General features: G+C 58.8%; 16 protein-coding genes. 6 read left to right on the plus strand and 10 right to left on the minus strand.

Annotation, left to right across the window (positions count from 1 at the left end):
* Positions 1-73: 73 nt before the first annotated feature.
* Together M0H32_RS09165 and M0H32_RS09170 are read right to left on the minus strand one after the other, a co-directional pair.
* Positions 74-1282: a helix-turn-helix domain-containing protein gene (locus M0H32_RS09165; RefSeq protein ID WP_248153277.1), complete on the minus strand. Its 1209-nt coding sequence runs from the start codon at positions 1280-1282 to the stop codon at positions 74-76.
* Positions 1279-1965, minus strand: coding sequence for a hypothetical protein (locus M0H32_RS09170; protein ID WP_248153278.1), 687 nt, complete (start codon positions 1963-1965; stop codon positions 1279-1281). Before M0H32_RS09170 ends, M0H32_RS09165 begins: the two co-directional genes overlap by 4 nt.
* Before the next feature lie 184 nt (positions 1966-2149).
* Here M0H32_RS09170 and M0H32_RS09175 point away from each other — a divergent pair, with 184 nt between their 5' ends.
* Together M0H32_RS09175 and M0H32_RS09180 are read left to right on the plus strand one after the other, a co-directional pair.
* A complete protein-coding gene (locus M0H32_RS09175) occupies positions 2150-2539 on the plus strand; it encodes a bleomycin resistance protein (RefSeq protein WP_248153279.1) in 390 nt (129 codons plus the stop codon).
* A gap of 330 nt (positions 2540-2869) precedes the next feature.
* Positions 2870-3466, plus strand: a complete 597-nt coding sequence (locus M0H32_RS09180) for a hypothetical protein (RefSeq protein WP_248153280.1) — start codon at positions 2870-2872, stop codon at positions 3464-3466.
* A 369-nt stretch (positions 3467-3835) separates the two neighbouring features.
* On the opposite strand, the gene queF is transcribed toward M0H32_RS09180, so the two are convergent.
* The 8 genes from queF to ispG form a co-directional block, all read right to left on the minus strand.
* A complete protein-coding gene (gene queF, locus M0H32_RS09185; protein ID WP_248153281.1) occupies positions 3836-4303 on the minus strand; it encodes a preQ(1) synthase in 468 nt (155 codons plus the stop codon).
* 318 nt (positions 4304-4621) lie between these two features.
* On the minus strand, positions 4622-5350 hold the full coding sequence (gene queE, locus M0H32_RS09190; protein ID WP_248153282.1) for a 7-carboxy-7-deazaguanine synthase QueE: 729 nt from the start codon (positions 5348-5350) through the stop codon (positions 4622-4624).
* Entirely contained in the window at positions 5347-5730 is a 384-nt protein-coding gene (gene queD / locus M0H32_RS09195; RefSeq protein ID WP_248153283.1) for a 6-carboxytetrahydropterin synthase QueD, read from the minus strand. Before queD ends, queE begins: the two co-directional genes overlap by 4 nt.
* Entirely contained in the window at positions 5723-6412 is a 690-nt protein-coding gene (queC, locus tag M0H32_RS09200) for a 7-cyano-7-deazaguanine synthase QueC (protein ID WP_248153284.1), read from the minus strand. The genes queD and queC overlap by 8 nt, the downstream gene beginning before the upstream one ends.
* Positions 6413-6794: 382 nt before the next feature.
* Positions 6795-7541: a hypothetical protein gene (locus M0H32_RS09205; protein WP_248153285.1), complete on the minus strand. Its 747-nt coding sequence runs from the start codon at positions 7539-7541 to the stop codon at positions 6795-6797.
* A 12-nt stretch (positions 7542-7553) separates the two neighbouring features.
* Positions 7554-8291 (minus strand): DUF429 domain-containing protein, encoded by a 738-nt coding sequence (locus tag M0H32_RS09210; protein ID WP_248153286.1) that lies wholly within the window; start codon positions 8289-8291, stop codon positions 7554-7556.
* Complete coding sequence (gene pdxY / locus M0H32_RS09215; RefSeq protein WP_248153287.1) at positions 8284-9180, minus strand: pyridoxal kinase; 897 nt, start codon at positions 9178-9180, stop codon at positions 8284-8286. Before pdxY ends, M0H32_RS09210 begins: the two co-directional genes overlap by 8 nt.
* A 21-nt stretch (positions 9181-9201) precedes the next feature.
* Positions 9202-10461 carry a flavodoxin-dependent (E)-4-hydroxy-3-methylbut-2-enyl-diphosphate synthase gene (ispG, locus tag M0H32_RS09220; protein WP_248153288.1) on the minus strand — a complete coding sequence of 420 codons (1260 nt, stop codon included), beginning with the start codon at positions 10459-10461 and terminating at the stop codon, positions 9202-9204.
* Between the two features lie 218 nt (positions 10462-10679).
* Between ispG and M0H32_RS09225 the strand changes: the two genes are divergently transcribed.
* From M0H32_RS09225 to M0H32_RS09240, 4 genes are all read left to right on the plus strand, one after another.
* A complete protein-coding gene (locus M0H32_RS09225) occupies positions 10680-11465 on the plus strand; it encodes a hypothetical protein (RefSeq protein WP_248153289.1) in 786 nt (261 codons plus the stop codon).
* A gap of 122 nt (positions 11466-11587) precedes the next feature.
* Positions 11588-12475 carry a 4-hydroxy-3-methylbut-2-en-1-yl diphosphate synthase gene (locus M0H32_RS09230; protein ID WP_248153290.1) on the plus strand — a complete coding sequence of 296 codons (888 nt, stop codon included), beginning with the start codon at positions 11588-11590 and terminating at the stop codon, positions 12473-12475.
* A 295-nt stretch (positions 12476-12770) separates the two neighbouring features.
* A complete protein-coding gene (locus M0H32_RS09235) occupies positions 12771-13553 on the plus strand; it encodes a 3-hydroxybutyrate dehydrogenase (RefSeq protein WP_248153291.1) in 783 nt (260 codons plus the stop codon).
* A gap of 308 nt (positions 13554-13861) precedes the next feature.
* The gene (locus tag M0H32_RS09240; RefSeq protein ID WP_248153292.1) at positions 13862-14875 is read left to right on the plus strand and encodes a patatin-like phospholipase family protein; all 1014 of its coding nucleotides are present in this window, start codon (positions 13862-13864) and stop codon (positions 14873-14875) included.
* Positions 14876-14955: the final 80 nt, after the last annotated feature.

Below are 14955 nucleotides of genomic sequence, written 5' to 3' on the forward strand. Positions count from 1 at the left end.
AAACCAGAATGGAGGGCTGTTTTGCAACAGCCCTCCTAAATCCGGATCGTTTCCAATGTTCTGGAAGCGCCTGTTATTTCGAATATCTATTGAATTCGATTACCTTTCCGCTTTCGAGATCCTTAGCTGTGATTACTGATTTTAGCTCGATTTTTGGTTCGCAAATTTGGCCAGTTAGAGTGCCCTTCGGCAAATTTGCAATTTCTTCTATTTCATGCGCCGGGATCGGGATAGATGAGGAAATTGCACTTGCTGAAAATACTCCAGAGTTCAACATAGCTTCAATTCCTCGGCGCATTAATCTTGGTTCTTCTTTCTCCATAGTGTCGTCATAGGGTTCCATACGGTCATGACCGCGCATGCCAAGACGTCCCATGTTGCGATAAAGATTTGATCTTTGTTGTGAATCAATCATTCCTAAATCAAAGGAGCGTGCAATCATTGCGGCAATTGACATGCCCCATTTTTTCTTAAGAGATTTAAATTCTTGAACGCTAAAACTTTCTACTTCTTTGTAGAAAGATCTCTCAGGAAATAGAACCGCTCCAGCAAAGCGGAATGCTTGCTTCTCAACAAGTTTATGAATTGATCGGTTGGCGTATTTCTCTTTTGGGAGATGTTTGTGAAGTATCGCGTGCCCAAGCTCGTGAGCTGCATCAAGCCTGCTTCTACACGCGCTTTTGGTGTTGGAATTAATTCCGATGAAGTGTGTTTTCAGTAGGTTTGAATAGAAACAAAAACCATCTTGTTTGTCAGATGCGAGCGGAATACTGACAACTGGCACACCCAAATTCTCTATTCCTAGAATAACATCTGGTAGAGGGCCGGTTCCCACCCCCCAAAGTTTTCGAAGGTCGACGGCAACTCGTTCAATGTCATCATTTGAAATATTTGTAGGATCAGGCGGTAGATCGAAATCTGGTAATTTCGCTGTTGAGTATTCCACTTCGCTGCAAATAAAAGAGAAAACCTCGCAAGCCCATTGACACCTTGCGATTGTCATTTCACGAGCAGTTTTTGTTTCGGATTGTAGATCTCTCCAATGTATATTTTCGATTTTTTCGGCAAATGCTGGAGACAGAAAGTAATTTTCAGAGAAATTTAGCACGCTAGAAATTTTATCAATGACGTCTGAGCTTGGTTTATGAGTGTTGTTCTCATAGTTACTAATAATAGTAGTAGAAAGCCCTGCCATTTCGGCTAGAGCATTTTTATACAAACCGCGCGCTTGTCTCGCTTCTTTTAAGCGCTCGCCTTGAAAGTTGAAAACTCCCATTCTCATTTTGATACTCTGATTTCGTTTCTTTTGTTCTTTTTAAGTTTTGCGACAATTTGGTCTCGCTGACCTGCACGATGAGCGTTTTGCGCGAGGCCAAATTCGGCGATCTGGTGGATATCAATCCTCACGATCCAATTGCTGTAGTCTTGATTTGGAACTGCCAGCATCAATCCACCAAGTTCCTTGCTCTCTTCGTCGAAGCGGGGGCCCCTAGGGGCATGAAGCAATACCGCCAAAATCTCACCACTCCAATCAAGAGTGCGATAAGGACGGTCCGGAAGATTCAAATCGAGTTCCAACTGCCTGATTATGCTGCGACTCTCGGCAAGACTTTTTTTGTATTCTGAGGGATGAGGCTTTTGATCTAAGGTAAGAATTGGTTCTTGGATCAGAATCCCATTCCTCGTTTTTACAATCAACTTTCGTTGCCCATTACATTCCAGTCGTTCATATTTATAGGGAATATTATTTGCTTCGCAGGCTCGAAGAATTGATTTTTCTGCTGCGAAAGATCGCCTGCGGCCAAATTCTTCATTTTTTCTGTGAAGGCACGAAAAATTTCCCGCATCAACTTCATGAAACGTATCATTATACATCCAGGCGAGTTCGACAGCTACTTCTGCCAGAAAGTCGGGGTCAGTACTCTGAACAAGCTGATCCTTTGTGATTTCGAAGCGGTCTTGCACTTGACGGTCTCCAAAAGGAATCATTTCGAAGTTTATGGCATATTCTTTTAAAAAAATAAAGTTTTGAGTGGTCGCGGTTCAGATTTTGGTCGACTGAATTGAAACGACCGGTATTCAATTTCGTGTTTGCCTGAGCTGAAAAAGTCCGTCAGGCTCACCGTCCGGTCCTTCTGGAGGTTCCCTCATGCCCGATCCCAAACCGCCACAACTCGCCCATATCGCCCCGGTCCTCCCGGTCGCCGACTTGAAGGCTTCCCTCGCCTATTACTGCGGCAAGCTGCTGTTCGAGACCCGCTTCGAATGGGCGGATACGGAGGCGGAGCCGGCGCGCTATGCGATCCTCTGCCGGGACCAGGTCGAATTGCATTTGTCGTCCGGCGCGGCAAGGCATCCGGCAACCGCCTATTGTTTTGTCGACGGGGTCGACGGCTACTATGCCGAGGTCAAGGCGGCCGGGGCGAACATCACCGAAGCGCTGGCCGACCAGCCCTGGGAGATGCGGGAGTTCGAGACGAAAGATCTGGACGGCAATGTGCTGATGTTCGGCGAGCACAAGAGCCGGATCGACGGATAGCCTCTCCCTCGGTGTCATCCCGGACGCAGCGCAGTGGAGATCCGGGACCCTCTCGTTTCCAGAGCGGATCTGTGGGAGCTGAGGACAAGCCGCAACCGCCTCGTGCGCACACCATCGACGCGACGCGATGCGGCGCGAAGTGGATTGGGTCCCGGCTCAAGGCCGGGATGACCTCGGCGTGTGCGGCGATGCCACTTGAACCTTCGCCAGAGTGACACGAGAATGACTGATGGCAGGACGCTTACCCTGCGGAAAGACCAATTGCCTACCGCTGGAAAACAGTGTTCCCTATTTGCGATCGAATGAAAGTCATTGCCAGGCGAGGATTTGATGAAGACGATTTTTATGACAGCTGCTCTGGTTGCCGGTGTATCGCAGGCAGCTCTTGCGGACCCGTGCCAGGACCGGTTCACGGAGCTCTATCTCCAGCTGGACCAGGGCGTGCCGACCAAGGCGGCCGTTACCACGGCCTTCAAGGGCGCGCCGGCCACCACCAACGATTTCCTCTATCTGACCCAGGATCACTACATGACGGTGCCGACGTCTCCGGCGGGGCCCTGGATCCTCGGCCACAACAATGTGCTCTACCAGTCTTCGGACGAGGGCGCGACCTGGGTCAAGATCCGCGAGATGGAGACCGGCCAAAACGCGGACAAGGCGCGCGCCGACAAGCTCGCCAATGCCGACACCATTCGCAACACCGCTTGCTCGGAAGAAGAGCTGAATGGTGAAACAGTCGACGTTGTTGCCGCCGATATCACGATCAGCCAGGGCATGGTCACGGAAAACCGCTACACCTACTGGGTCCGCAAGAGCGACGATTTTATCGTCAAGGCGGTCTATGACACCAAGGCGCCGAATTTCGAGATGGTGACCACCCAGGAGATAGAGAAAGCTGAGGGCTTGACACTGCCCGCACCGGAATAAAGATTTTCTCGCTGTTCGCTCCACCGTCATTCCGGATCGGGTACAGCCTCGCTTCATCAGTCTGGAATGACGGATGACAGGTGGATAAGAGCGCCAGCCGCAACCTCGTGCGGTCATCCCGGACGCAGCGCAGCGGAGATCCGGGATCCACTCGTTGCCAGAGCAGATCGTTTTGTTTCCAGACAGTCGCAGCTGCGATCTTGCCGGTTCAAACGGCGTAATGAGCGGCGGCGTGGATTGGATCCCGGCTCAAGGCCGGGATGACCTCGGCGTTTGGTGAGGCGCCGCCCTGCGCTTCGCTATGGTGTCTAGCCTTCGACCTTCAAAAAGCGAAATCGTTCGCATCTTGCCGGCTCTGCCGGACAGGCCTCACCCGCGTCCGCGATAAGGCGCCACGCCCTGTTCCGGGATCCAGACACCCTCAGGGGCCGGGCCGGTCTGGTAGAAGACGTCGATCGGGATACCGCCGCGCGGGTACCAGTAGCCGCCGATGCGGAGCCATTCCGGATCGAGCAGATCGACGAGGCGTTTGCCGATGGAAACCGTGCAGTCCTCATGGAAAGCGCCGTGATTGCGGAACGATCCGAGGAACAGTTTCAGCGACTTGCTCTCCACCAGAAAATCCCGGGGCACGTAGTCGATCACCAGATGGGCAAAGTCCGGCGCGCCGGTGATCGGGCAGAGCGAGGTGAATTCCGGGGCGACGAACCGGACCATGTAGCCGGTGCCCGCCTGCGGGTTCGGCACCTTTTCCAGAACGGCCTTGTCCGGATCGTCGGGAAGCTCGGTGGAGGACCCGAGCTGGGTCAGGTTTTCATAGATGCTCTTGTCGGACATTTTCTCTATCCCAAAAAGACCTCATCCTGAGGAGGACCGTCAGGTCCGTCGCGAAGGATGGGCCGCTTGTTCCTGTATGTGCCGCCGATCCTTCGAGACGCCGCTGACGCGGCTCCTAAGAATGAGGCTGCTGGTAACGTTTGATCGTTCGAAACGTACCTTCCTCACAATCGTCATCCCGGACGGAGCACAGCGGAGATCCGGGATCGGAGAGCCGAGCGCCTATCGGTTCTGACGCATCCCGGACGACAGGTTGGTGGCTCTCCGGTCCCGGTTCGCGCTGCGCTTGACCGGGGTGACGATGGTGAGGTTTTCCCTTTAAACGCCGCGCAGATTGCCCCAGAGCATCGTGTGCAGCTGGGGCAGCACGGTGGCGGCGTACCATTGGTCCTTGGTGACCCGATCGACCAGCCAGCGCATCCGCTCCAGGATGCCGGTCATGTCGATCGAGCTGTCGCTCGTCTCGGCCTGCGGTGGCGTGTGGTTGCCCGGCTGCAGGTAACAGCTCAGGCCCGGATAACGTTCCGCGACGTCGCGGGCATAGGCATAATCGGCCTCGTCGAAGACCACGACCTTCAGCACGGTCTGGGTGTCCGGCCCGGCGGCCTCGACACATTCGGCGAGCTTCTGCCAGTCGGTCGCCATGCCTGAGGAGGGTGGTTTCGGGCTCAGGGTCAGGACGTCAAGCCTGGAAAACCAGTCTTTGGCGAGGCTGCCCTGGGTTTCCAGTGCAAAGCGATAGCCTTCCCCGCGGCCGAGATCGATCAGGTCGCCAAGAGGCTGGATCGCGGGATTGCCGCCCGAGAGCGACACCATCAGCGGCCGTCCGCCGGAGAGGATCTCGATCTGCATCAGGATCGCTTCCGGTGTCATCGGGCACCATTCGTCCCGATAGGCACTGTCGACCGCGTGCAGCGTGTCGCACCAAGTGCAGCGATAGTCGCAGCCGCCGGTGCGCACAAAGACGGTGGGCTGGCCGATCAGGGCGCCTTCGCCCTGGATCGTCGGCCCGAAGATCTCGTTGACCCTTATGAGTTCGCTGGTCATGCCGCACGCGCCCCCGGATAGGTCAGAGGACGGAATTCGGCGCAGGTCTTCGGCGTTTCCTTGACCCGCACGGCGGAGGTTTCCGGCCAGCGCTGGCGGCACCAATTGTAAAAGTAGCGCGCCATGGTCTCGGCGGTCACGCAGTCGTCGCCAAGCACGTCATTCAGATGCCGATGGTCGAGCGTGTCGTCGATGAAGCGCTTGAACTCGCCAAGTTCGCGATAGTCGCGCACGAAGCCAATGCTGTTCAATTCATCGGACATCAGCTCGACCTCGACCACGTAATTGTGGCCATGGAGCCGCGCGCAGGGATGATCCTCGCCAAGTCCCAGGATCTGGTGGCTGGCGGAGAAGTGGAATTCCTTGGTGATCCTAAACATCGCAGGCCTCCTTCCAGAACTCCGCGTCCACGTATGTGGTCGGGTCGATGCCTCCGGCGAGGTGAAACGCCTCGCGCCGTTCGACGCAGGTGCCGCAGCGCCCGCAGTGCTCTTCGCCGCCCTTGTAGCAGGACCAGGTCTGCCGGTAATCGACGCCGAGCTTCAGGCCTTCCCTGGCGATCTCCGCCTTGGAGACATGCACATAAGGCGTATAGAGCCTGATCTCGCCGAGACCTTCCAGCGCGTGGCGCTGCATTTCCTCGAAGCTTTCGGTGAAGGCCGGGCGGCAGTCCGGATAGATGAAATGATCGCCGCCGTGAACCGCGGTCGCAACCGCCTCGGCTCCGCGCGAGGCGGCAATGCCATAGGCGATGGTCAGCATGATCGCGTTGCGGTTGGGCACCACGGTGATCTTCATGGTGTCTTCGGCATAATGCCCGTCCGGCACGTCCAGATCATCGGTCAGCGCCGAGCCGGTCAGCTGGCGGCCGATATTGGAAATGTCGATCAGGATAAATTCGGTGTTGAGCGTTTCGGCACAGGCCTTCGCATAGTCCAGCTCCTTCTTGTGGCGCTGGCCATAGTCGAAGGAGATCAGGCCGATCAGCTCATGGTCTTGCGCGATTTTGTGCGCAAGGGTGACGGAATCCATTCCGCCGGAACAGATGACAAGTGTTTTCAACGTTGGTCCCTTGTTTTCGCTGTTGAACGCCCGTTGCGACGCTCGTCACCGGGTAGGCTGCGACCGGTGGTTCCCGTCAGGGAACGGCGCGCCTTGTAGCAGGTTCTGGCGAAAAGGGAAGAGTGAGGCTCGACAAGAAGACAAACCTCAACCGTCGTCATCCCCGCCAAGCGCAGTGCAGATCGGGGCTGTTGGCTCCCGAGGCGGTGATGAGTGGGAGGGCGGCGCGGATTAGCGATGCCTCCTACGAATTGTTTTGCAGAGCTGCGACGTAGAATGGGGACGGTCTCAATCAGAGACGAAATGCACGCAATGAGTTGATGACCGTCCAGTGTTTGAAGCCAAACCGGAAAGACCGGTGCATTGCAGTTGAACCGGTGCGCTACAGTTGGAAATGGATGTGATCGTCATGCCGAGCCGCCCGGCAACCCTGGAACCGGATTTTCGGCGACGCGAGGCCGAGCTTCGAGGTGAGGTGCGGCTCCAGGAACAGTTTTCCAGTCCGAGGGTCAGCGGCGAGCCAGGCGACCGCAAAGCGGGTCCTTTCTGGTTCAATCTCAAGATCCGGCCAGAACGGCTGCAGAAAATCAAAGTCCCAGCGTAGGCTCAAAGCCGCGGACGGGCAGCTTGTCGGCCCTTGTTCAAAGGCGAAATAACCGATGGGCGAACGAGTTGCGCCTCGCAGATACCCGGACGCATCTTGATAATGAAAAGCAAGATCGACTTTGCCGCCATCGTCGTGAGAGAGATGTGGCAATAACGGAAAGCCGTCGAAAAACGGGAAATTTGCATCCAGAACCAACGTTTGTGTTCGGGGATACCTGCTGTCTGTGGCTGCCGAGAGATCGTCCAAGATCGTTTTGATCTCAGGTGACACGTAGTTGCGGTTCAGGCCGCAATAGAGCCAGGACTGAACTTTGAGCGGACCATCGGAAAAACACGGCAGCGCCACCCGGCCGCTGACCGCCGGGGCCAGCCATATTGCCGAGACACTGAGGGCGGCATATGCGATCAGGAATGCAGGGACCCGCCGTTTGAAGGGCAGGGCGATGATCCAGGCAAGGCCACCCAGCTGCGTCAGCAGGGTGAGCAACAGGATCAGGCTCCCGTGCAGCAATGTTCGGAGCAATTCAGGTCTCCCTTACGCCCAGATCGCCATCCGGAGCCCACGCTCGTCCCGGCGATACGCTTCCGGAAACGGCTTTGCTTCCCCGAGAAAAATCCGTTCGGCAATCAGGCTGTTCGCGGCCGCATCCAGCAGGTCGTCCCGGCCGCAGCCGCGCGGCGGCTTCTGATCGAGGAACGCCCTCGGCAAGCCTTTTGACACCAGAAGATCCCGGCGCTGGTCGAGCCCGTCCGGGTTGGCGCGGCTCTTGACCTTCTTGGGCAGGCTCATCTCGGCTTCGCCGTTCAGCCGCCAGAAGGCGAGTTCCGGGTGGACCTCATAGACACGAGCTTCCAGGACCGGGGTCATCAGGGCGTCGATTTCGCGGATTTTCGGGAACAGATAAAAACACTGTTTGGAAACTTTTTTCGGCGGCTGTGAGGTTCTTTCCGCCGTGGCGCAGGCTCGCCTGTAGTCCTCTTCGTAAACCGCCGCGCGCGAGGGCACCGTAAAGACTGAGGACTGGCGCATGCCGAGATGCTTGCGCGCCGCCTTTTCCGGGCCCCGGCCTTGTGGGCCAATGGTGTCGGGCAGGCCGATGGGCATGTCGACGGCGATGACATCGAGATGCGGGACCCACGCGATACCATCGGCAAAGGTTGGAAACAGTTCCAGGCGCAGGTCAGCCGGGTCGTCGAGATTGCGCAGCACCGCAATCCAGCCGGCCTTGCAGCCGTCGACACCGGCGACCCAGATGCCGGCCCCGTCAGGCACGGGCCTTTGCTTCCAGCACCCGGCGAGAGGTCACCAGCGCCATCGCCTTGACAACCGATTGCTGCTCCTCGGCGAAGAGAAGCTCATCCGCCCCCTTCTTGACGCTGCGGGCGACCAGCTCGAACACAGAGGCGGAGGCGCGTTTCAGGGCTTCCTCATCGTCGAGCCCGGCCATTCTGTTGCTTAAGAAAAGTCCGGCAATCAGGTCGCCGGTGCCATGCGGCGGGTTCTGGATGGCGGCGTGTTCGGCCGCGACGGCGCCGCGCGGGCCGGCCAGAAGGTTGGAGATGGCGTTGCGGCGCAGCGCCGGCGAGGAGGTCACCAGCACGCGTTCATTGCCAAGGACACGTGCCGCGGCGAGCGCCTGCATTTCTGTCTCGACGTCACGGCCGGTCAGCCAGCCGAGTTCAAACGCGTTCGGGGTGACGATGTCGGCCAGCGGCACCAGCTCGTCGCGGATCGCCTGGGCGGTGGATTTGGGGACATAAAGCGCGCCGCTGTCGCCATGGTGGTCGCCCATGACCGGATCGCAGAGATAAGGCGCGTCCGGATTGGCTGTTTTGACGGCCCTGACCAGTTCGGAGATCGGCCCCGCCTGGTCGGCATGCCCAAGATATCCGGTCATGATCGCGCCGATTTCGGCAAGTTTCGGGGACGCCGCCAGATCCGCGGCGATGGCGGCGAAATCGGTAGCGGGAGCGACGATCCGGGTGCCCTTGCCTTGGCCGGGATGCCAGGGCAGCAGGATGGTCGGCAGGAACCAGACGTCATGGCCGATCCGCTCCAGCGCGAAGGTCAGGCCACGGCCGCTGATGCCGCCGCGCACCACCTGCGAGGTGATCACAAGGACCGGCTTCTTCTGTGGCTCGGGTGCGCCCGGCTGCATCATGGGAGGTGTTCCTTGTGAGGCTCAGGCCGCGTCGGAGGAAGACTTGGCGCCGGTGCCGAAGCGTTTTTCGATATAGTCCAGCACCATCTGCTTGAATTCGTCGGCGATGCCGGGGCCACGCAATGTGGTGGCCTTTTCGCCGTCGATAAAGACCGGCGCGGACGGGGTTTCGCCGGTGCCGGGCAGGGAAATACCGATATCGGCATGTTTGGATTCACCCGGACCGTTGACGATGCAGCCCATCACCGCGACGTTGAGGCTTTCAACGCCCGGATACTGCTCGCGCCATTTGGGCATGGAGACCCGAATGTGGTCCTGGATGTCCTGGGCGAGTTCCTGGAAGGTCGTCGAGGTGGTGCGGCCGCAACCCGGGCAGGCGGCAACCACCGGCACGAAGGCGCGAAAACCCATCACCTGCAGAAGTTCCTGGGCAACCTGGACTTCCCGTGTTCGGTCCCCGCCCGGTTCCGGCGTCAGCGAGACGCGGATGGTGTCGCCGATGCCCTGCTGCAGCAGGATGCCCATGGAGGCGGCGGAGGAAACGATGCCCTTGGTGCCCATGCCGGCCTCGGTCAGGCCGAGATGAAGCGCGTAGTCGCAGCGGCGGGCGAGATCGGCATAAACGGCGATCAGGTCCTGGACCTGGCTGACCTTAGCCGAAAGGATGATCTTGTCCCTGCCCATGCCGAGCTTTTCGGCGCGTTCGGCGGACAGCAAGCCCGACTGGATGATCGCTTCGCGCATGACGGCGGCGGCGGAAACCGGCGTGTCGCTTGCCGCGTTTTCGTCCATCAGCTTGGTCAGGAGTTCCTGATCGAGCGAGCCCCAGTTGACGCCGATGCGGACGGGCTTGTCGTGTTTCAGCGCAATGTCGATGATCTGGGAAAACTGGGTATCGCGCTTGGCCTTGAAGCCGACATTGCCCGGATTGATGCGGTACTTGTCGAGCGCGGCGGCGCAGTCCGGATAGTCCTGCAGCAGCTTGTGGCCGATATAATGGAAATCGCCGACCAGCGGCACGTTGATGCCGATGCGCTCCAGCCGTTCCTTGATGCGGGGCACCTGCGCGGCAGCTTCCGCCCTGTCGACCGTAATGCGCACGATTTCCGAACCGGCGCGGGCGAGCGCGGCAACCTGGGCGACGGTTGAATCGGCGTCGGCCGTGTCGGTGTTGGTCATCGACTGGACGACGACCGGTGCGTCGCCACCCACGGTGACACTGCCGACCTTCACGCCGATGGAAGAACGGCGGGGCAGGGCTTTCGCGAAATCATCGATCATGACGGACACCAGGGGTTTGAACGTTTGCCCTCCATATGAGGGAATTGCTTCCGGTTTTCCAGCGCATGATTAGGGTCTGCGGCGAAAAAGGGCAATGGCGCGAGGAGATTGTCACGCGCGTCTTGCCGTCCGTTCCATCATTGCGGTGCGCTGTTTCAGCGGGTAAGAGCTTCGCTGGAGGGCGGGGTGTTCCGCCGGTTTGGTATTGAGGCGCATACATGTTCAAGCGGTTGCTGACGGATTCCATTTCTCTCGTGTTCCAGAACCTGGACGCGGTGTTCAAGGTCTGCGGCACCTGGATCGCCATCCAGCTGATCCTGTCTTTCATCGTGCTCTTCACCGTGGGGGCCATCGACGGGACAATCGATCCCAGCACACTCGGACCGGGCGCAGCGCTCCTGTTGCTGCTTAATTTCACGGTGGCCATCCTGGCCGCGGCTTCGATTGCCGTTGCCTGGCACCGGTTCGCGATGCTTGGAGAGCGTCCGCCTGCATTGTTCGCGCGGTTCGGCGGCTTGGAGGCTCGTTTCCTGTGGAAGATGGTGCAGCTGATGCTGATCGCCATTGTGGTTGTGGTGCCCGTGATTGTTGTGTTTTCAGTTGTCGGCGGAGCGCTTCCCCTACCGGTTGCCATGAGCGGGCTTTTCGCAGTGCTCCTGTTCTTGGTCCTGCCGCACTTGATGCGGCTGAACCTGGTGCTGCCTGCGACCGCGCTCGAGCGCCCGCTCGGGTTTCAGGAAGCCCACCGGATTTCCAAAGGGCTCGGCTGGCGCATGCTCTGGGCCGTCATCGTGTTGTCCTTGCCATTCTCACTGGCGGGTCTTGCGATCGAATACGTCCTCTCGCTGACCGGCGCGGGACTGCCGCTGATCCTCGTTCAGGTCAAGGTCATGGTCCTGAACGTGCTGTTGCAGATCCTGCTGACCGTTCTGAGCCTCTCCGTGATCACGGCCGGCTACCGGATAGCCATGGAAAAGTCGGTCGAGCCGCAAATCTTCGATTGAGTGGCATCAATCCGGGTTACCTTCCGGCCGAGCAGCCGGGACGGTCTGATCTTGTGACAGGCGCTGGCGCGACAGCCTAAAATCGGTATCCTGCCCCGGCAAAGACAAGCTTGGGGCATCATATGTTTCTCACCGTTCTGGAACGGTCGCTTTCACTGGCGCAGCACAATATCGGCACGCTGTTCCGGACCGGCTGGGCCTATATCCTGCTGCTGGCCGCCCTGAATTTTGCCATCGGTGCATCGCTGATGCCCGAAAGCGGTTTCAAGACCGTTTCCTACATGACCGAACCGGTCGCGACCGCCGACGAAGGCGCGCTCCGGACGCTGGCCGGGATTGCCAATCTCCTGATCGGCTTTTCCATTGCCATTGCCTATGTCCGCCGCATTCTGATCGGCGCAAATGACTTTCCGATCGCCTTCGGGACCCGGACGGTGCGGGTGATCGTCTATCAGATCGTGCTTAGCCTGATCGGCCTGCTGTCACTGATTCCGCTGATCATCATCGCCTCTATCATCGCCGCGCTCACCGCCGGTTTCGGCCTGCTGCTGCTGTTTCTGGCGCCCTTTGTGGTTTTGATGGTGGTTCAGAAGTTTTCCGTGGTTCTGCCGGCGGCGGCCGTCGACGACCCGCTGACCTTGAAGGAAAGCTGGCATGCGACCCGGGGGCTCGGCTGGGCAATGGCCTTTGCCGCCCTGGTGATGAGCCTTCTGGCAGGCGCTCTGGTCGGGGTCTGGGCGCTGGTGCTGTGGATGAGCGACGGCCTGTTGCCGGCGAGCCTCCTCTGGCAACAGATCCGCTCTGCGGTGTTTCCCATGGGCACGATGCTGATCTTTGTCTGGATCTTCGCCAGCCTGCACGGCACGTTTTACGGCCTGATCCGGGAACGGTTCGCGGAGAAACTGGGGCTTCGAAACGAAGACCTGGCCAAGGTCGAAGCCAGCCGCAGCGACGCGCGCGCCCGGGCGCAGAAGGCGCTGGACGGGGCGCAACGCATGAAGCGGCGCTGATTTCTTCCAGAGTTGGCCGACGAAATCCGAAGAGGCTACCTCTCCCAATCCGTCATCCTGAGGAGCCACGCAGTGGCGTCTCGAAGGATCGGCCGCTTGTTCCAGAGTGTGCAGCCGGTCCTTCGAGACGCGCGCGGGGCGCGCTCCTCAGGATGAGGCTGATTGTGTGGCAGGGATCGAGCAGAAGACGGACTGTCGACCTTACAGCCAATCACTTTTCGCGAGTTCGATGTTGCAGTGCGGCGAGAACTGGTCAACTCTGTGCCGAAATATCCAAATCCGGGAGATCGTCAAAATGCTTGCCAACAAAACCGCCGTCGTCACCGGCTCCACCTCCGGCATTGGTCTGGGCTGCGCCCGTGCCTTCGCGGAAAAGGGAGCCAATGTCGTCATCAACGGACTGGGCGATGCGGATGAGATCGAAAAGACTCGCGCCGCCATCGAGACCGATTACGGCGTGCGCTGCATCTATTCTCCCGCCAACATGCTGAAGGGCGACGAGATCGCCGGCATGATCGCCGACGCGGAAAAGGAGTTCGGCAGCGTCGACATCCTGGTGAACAATGCCGGCATCCAGTTCGTCTCTCCGGTCGACGAATTCCCGATCGACAAATGGGATGCCATCATTGCGATCAACCTGACCTCAGCCTTTCACGCGATCCGCGCGGCTCTGCCGGGCATGAAGAAAAACGGCTGGGGCCGGATCATCAATACGGCCTCCGCCCACGCCCTGGTGGCCTCGCCCTATAAATCCGCCTATGTCGCCGCCAAACACGGCATTGCCGGCCTGACCAAGACCGTCGCGCTGGAAGTGGCGCAGCAGGGCATCACGGTCAACGCCATCTGCCCGGGCTATGTCTGGACTCCGCTGGTCGAGGCGCAGATCCCCGACACGATGAAGGCCCGCAACATGACCGAGGAGCAGGTCAAGAACGATGTGATGCTGGCGGCTCAGCCGACCAAGAAATTCGTCACCATCGAGCAGGTGGCCGGCTACGCCGTGTTCCTGTGCTCCGACACAGCATCGTCGATCACCGGTTCCATCCTGCCGATTGATGGCGGCTGGACGGCGCACTGATCCTTAGAGTCTGGCCCAAAAATGAAGTCGAAATGGCATGAGAAATGGCGAAACACCGATAGGAAGGGTGCGCGGAGCGGGCTTATTGCCCGGTCAAGCGCGCTGACGACACGGGGTGAAGCCATTTCCATGTCCTTCGGATTTGACCGAATTGGTCTTCCTCTGCGTCGCGAAAGGCTTGAAAATGAACCACATTTCCTGCGCTTTCGCTCCTTGATGAAGACCAATTCGCTTCAAACCATTTCATCTTCATTTATGGGCCAGACTCTTAAGGCAGCTCGCTGACCTCAAACAGGAGGGAGGCCGCCTTGGCCGCGCCCAAAAAGATAAACCTTGCCCTCCAGGGCGGCGGTGCCCATGGTGCCTTCACCTGGGGGGTGCTGGACTGGTTCCTGGAAGACAGCCGGTTTGAAATCGATGCCATCACGGGCACGTCCGCCGGCGCGATGAATGCGGTCGTTCTGGCCAGCGGCATGGAGGCGGGCGGTGAGGACGGCGCCCGCGAAAGCCTGGAGAGCTTCTGGGGGGAAGTCAGCCGCGAGGCGCAGCTCAGCCCGATCCAGCGCTCGCCGCTGGACATGTTCTTAGGGACGTGGAGCCTCGACCATTCGCCGAGCTATCTGTTTTTCGACGTGGTTTCACGGTTTGCCTCTCCTTACGAATTCAATCCGCTCAACGTCAATCCGCTGCGGGACGTGGTCGCAAAGACGGTCGATTTCGGCAAGGTGCATCAGTGTTCGCGCATCAAGCTGTTCATTGCCGCGACCAATGTCTTTACCGGCAAGATCCGGGTGTTCCGGGAAAAGGAAGTCACGCTGGACGCGGTGATGGCTTCGGCCTGCCTGCCGCAACTGTTTCAGGCGGTGGAAATCGACGGCGAGCCCTATTGGGACGGCGGTTACATGGGCAATCCGCCGCTCTATCCGCTGTTCTACGAGACCGAAACGCCGGATGTTGTGCTCATCCAGATCAATCCGACCGAGCGCCGGGAAGTACCGAAAACGGCCCGGGAAATCGTCAACCGCCTGAACGAGATCACCTTCAACTCGACTCTCCTGCGCGAACTCCGGGCAATCGACTTCGTCACCCGGCTGATCGAGGACGGACAGCTGTCAAGTGAGGACTACATGAAGGTGCACATGCACCGGATCTCGGCGGGCGAATTGAAGCCGTTGCAGGCCTCCTCGAAGATGAATGCGGAATGGAGCTTTCTGACGCATCTGCGCGATCTGGGCCGCGACACCGCCAAGGCCTGGCTTGACCGGCATTTCGACGACATCGGCAAACGCTCGACGCTCGATTTGCGCAGCGAATTCTCCTGAGCGTATCGGGCTGCCCTGTTAAGGTTTTGTTAGCCGTGTTTGCAGCCGGCATCGCAGAATGCAATGCAGGGGATCTAAAG

This window comes from Roseibium sediminicola (assembly GCF_023156505.1).
Taxonomy (GTDB): Bacteria; Pseudomonadota; Alphaproteobacteria; order Rhizobiales; family Stappiaceae; genus Roseibium; species Roseibium sediminicola.

Excerpts from the sequence above, each read along its gene's own strand:
- ispG (WP_248153288.1), bottom strand. The coding sequence starts at position 10,461 with ATGATCGATGATTTCGCGAAAGCCCTGCCCCGCCGTTCTTCCATCGGC.
- M0H32_RS09235 (WP_248153291.1), top strand. The coding sequence starts at position 12,771 with ATGCTTGCCAACAAAACCGCCGTCGTCACCGGCTCCACCTCCGGCATT.
- M0H32_RS09175 (WP_248153279.1), top strand. The coding sequence starts at position 2,150 with ATGCCCGATCCCAAACCGCCACAACTCGCCCATATCGCCCCGGTCCTC.
- queD (WP_248153283.1), bottom strand. The coding sequence starts at position 5,730 with ATGTTTAGGATCACCAAGGAATTCCACTTCTCCGCCAGCCACCAGATC.
- M0H32_RS09165 (WP_248153277.1), bottom strand. The coding sequence starts at position 1,282 with ATGAGAATGGGAGTTTTCAACTTTCAAGGCGAGCGCTTAAAAGAAGCG.
- queF (WP_248153281.1), bottom strand. The coding sequence starts at position 4,303 with ATGTCCGACAAGAGCATCTATGAAAACCTGACCCAGCTCGGGTCCTCC.
- M0H32_RS09230 (WP_248153290.1), top strand. The coding sequence starts at position 11,588 with ATGTTTCTCACCGTTCTGGAACGGTCGCTTTCACTGGCGCAGCACAAT.
- M0H32_RS09180 (WP_248153280.1), top strand. The coding sequence starts at position 2,870 with ATGAAGACGATTTTTATGACAGCTGCTCTGGTTGCCGGTGTATCGCAG.
- queE (WP_248153282.1), bottom strand. The coding sequence starts at position 5,350 with ATGACCAGCGAACTCATAAGGGTCAACGAGATCTTCGGGCCGACGATC.
- pdxY (WP_248153287.1), bottom strand. The coding sequence starts at position 9,180 with ATGATGCAGCCGGGCGCACCCGAGCCACAGAAGAAGCCGGTCCTTGTG.
- M0H32_RS09225 (WP_248153289.1), top strand. The coding sequence starts at position 10,680 with ATGTTCAAGCGGTTGCTGACGGATTCCATTTCTCTCGTGTTCCAGAAC.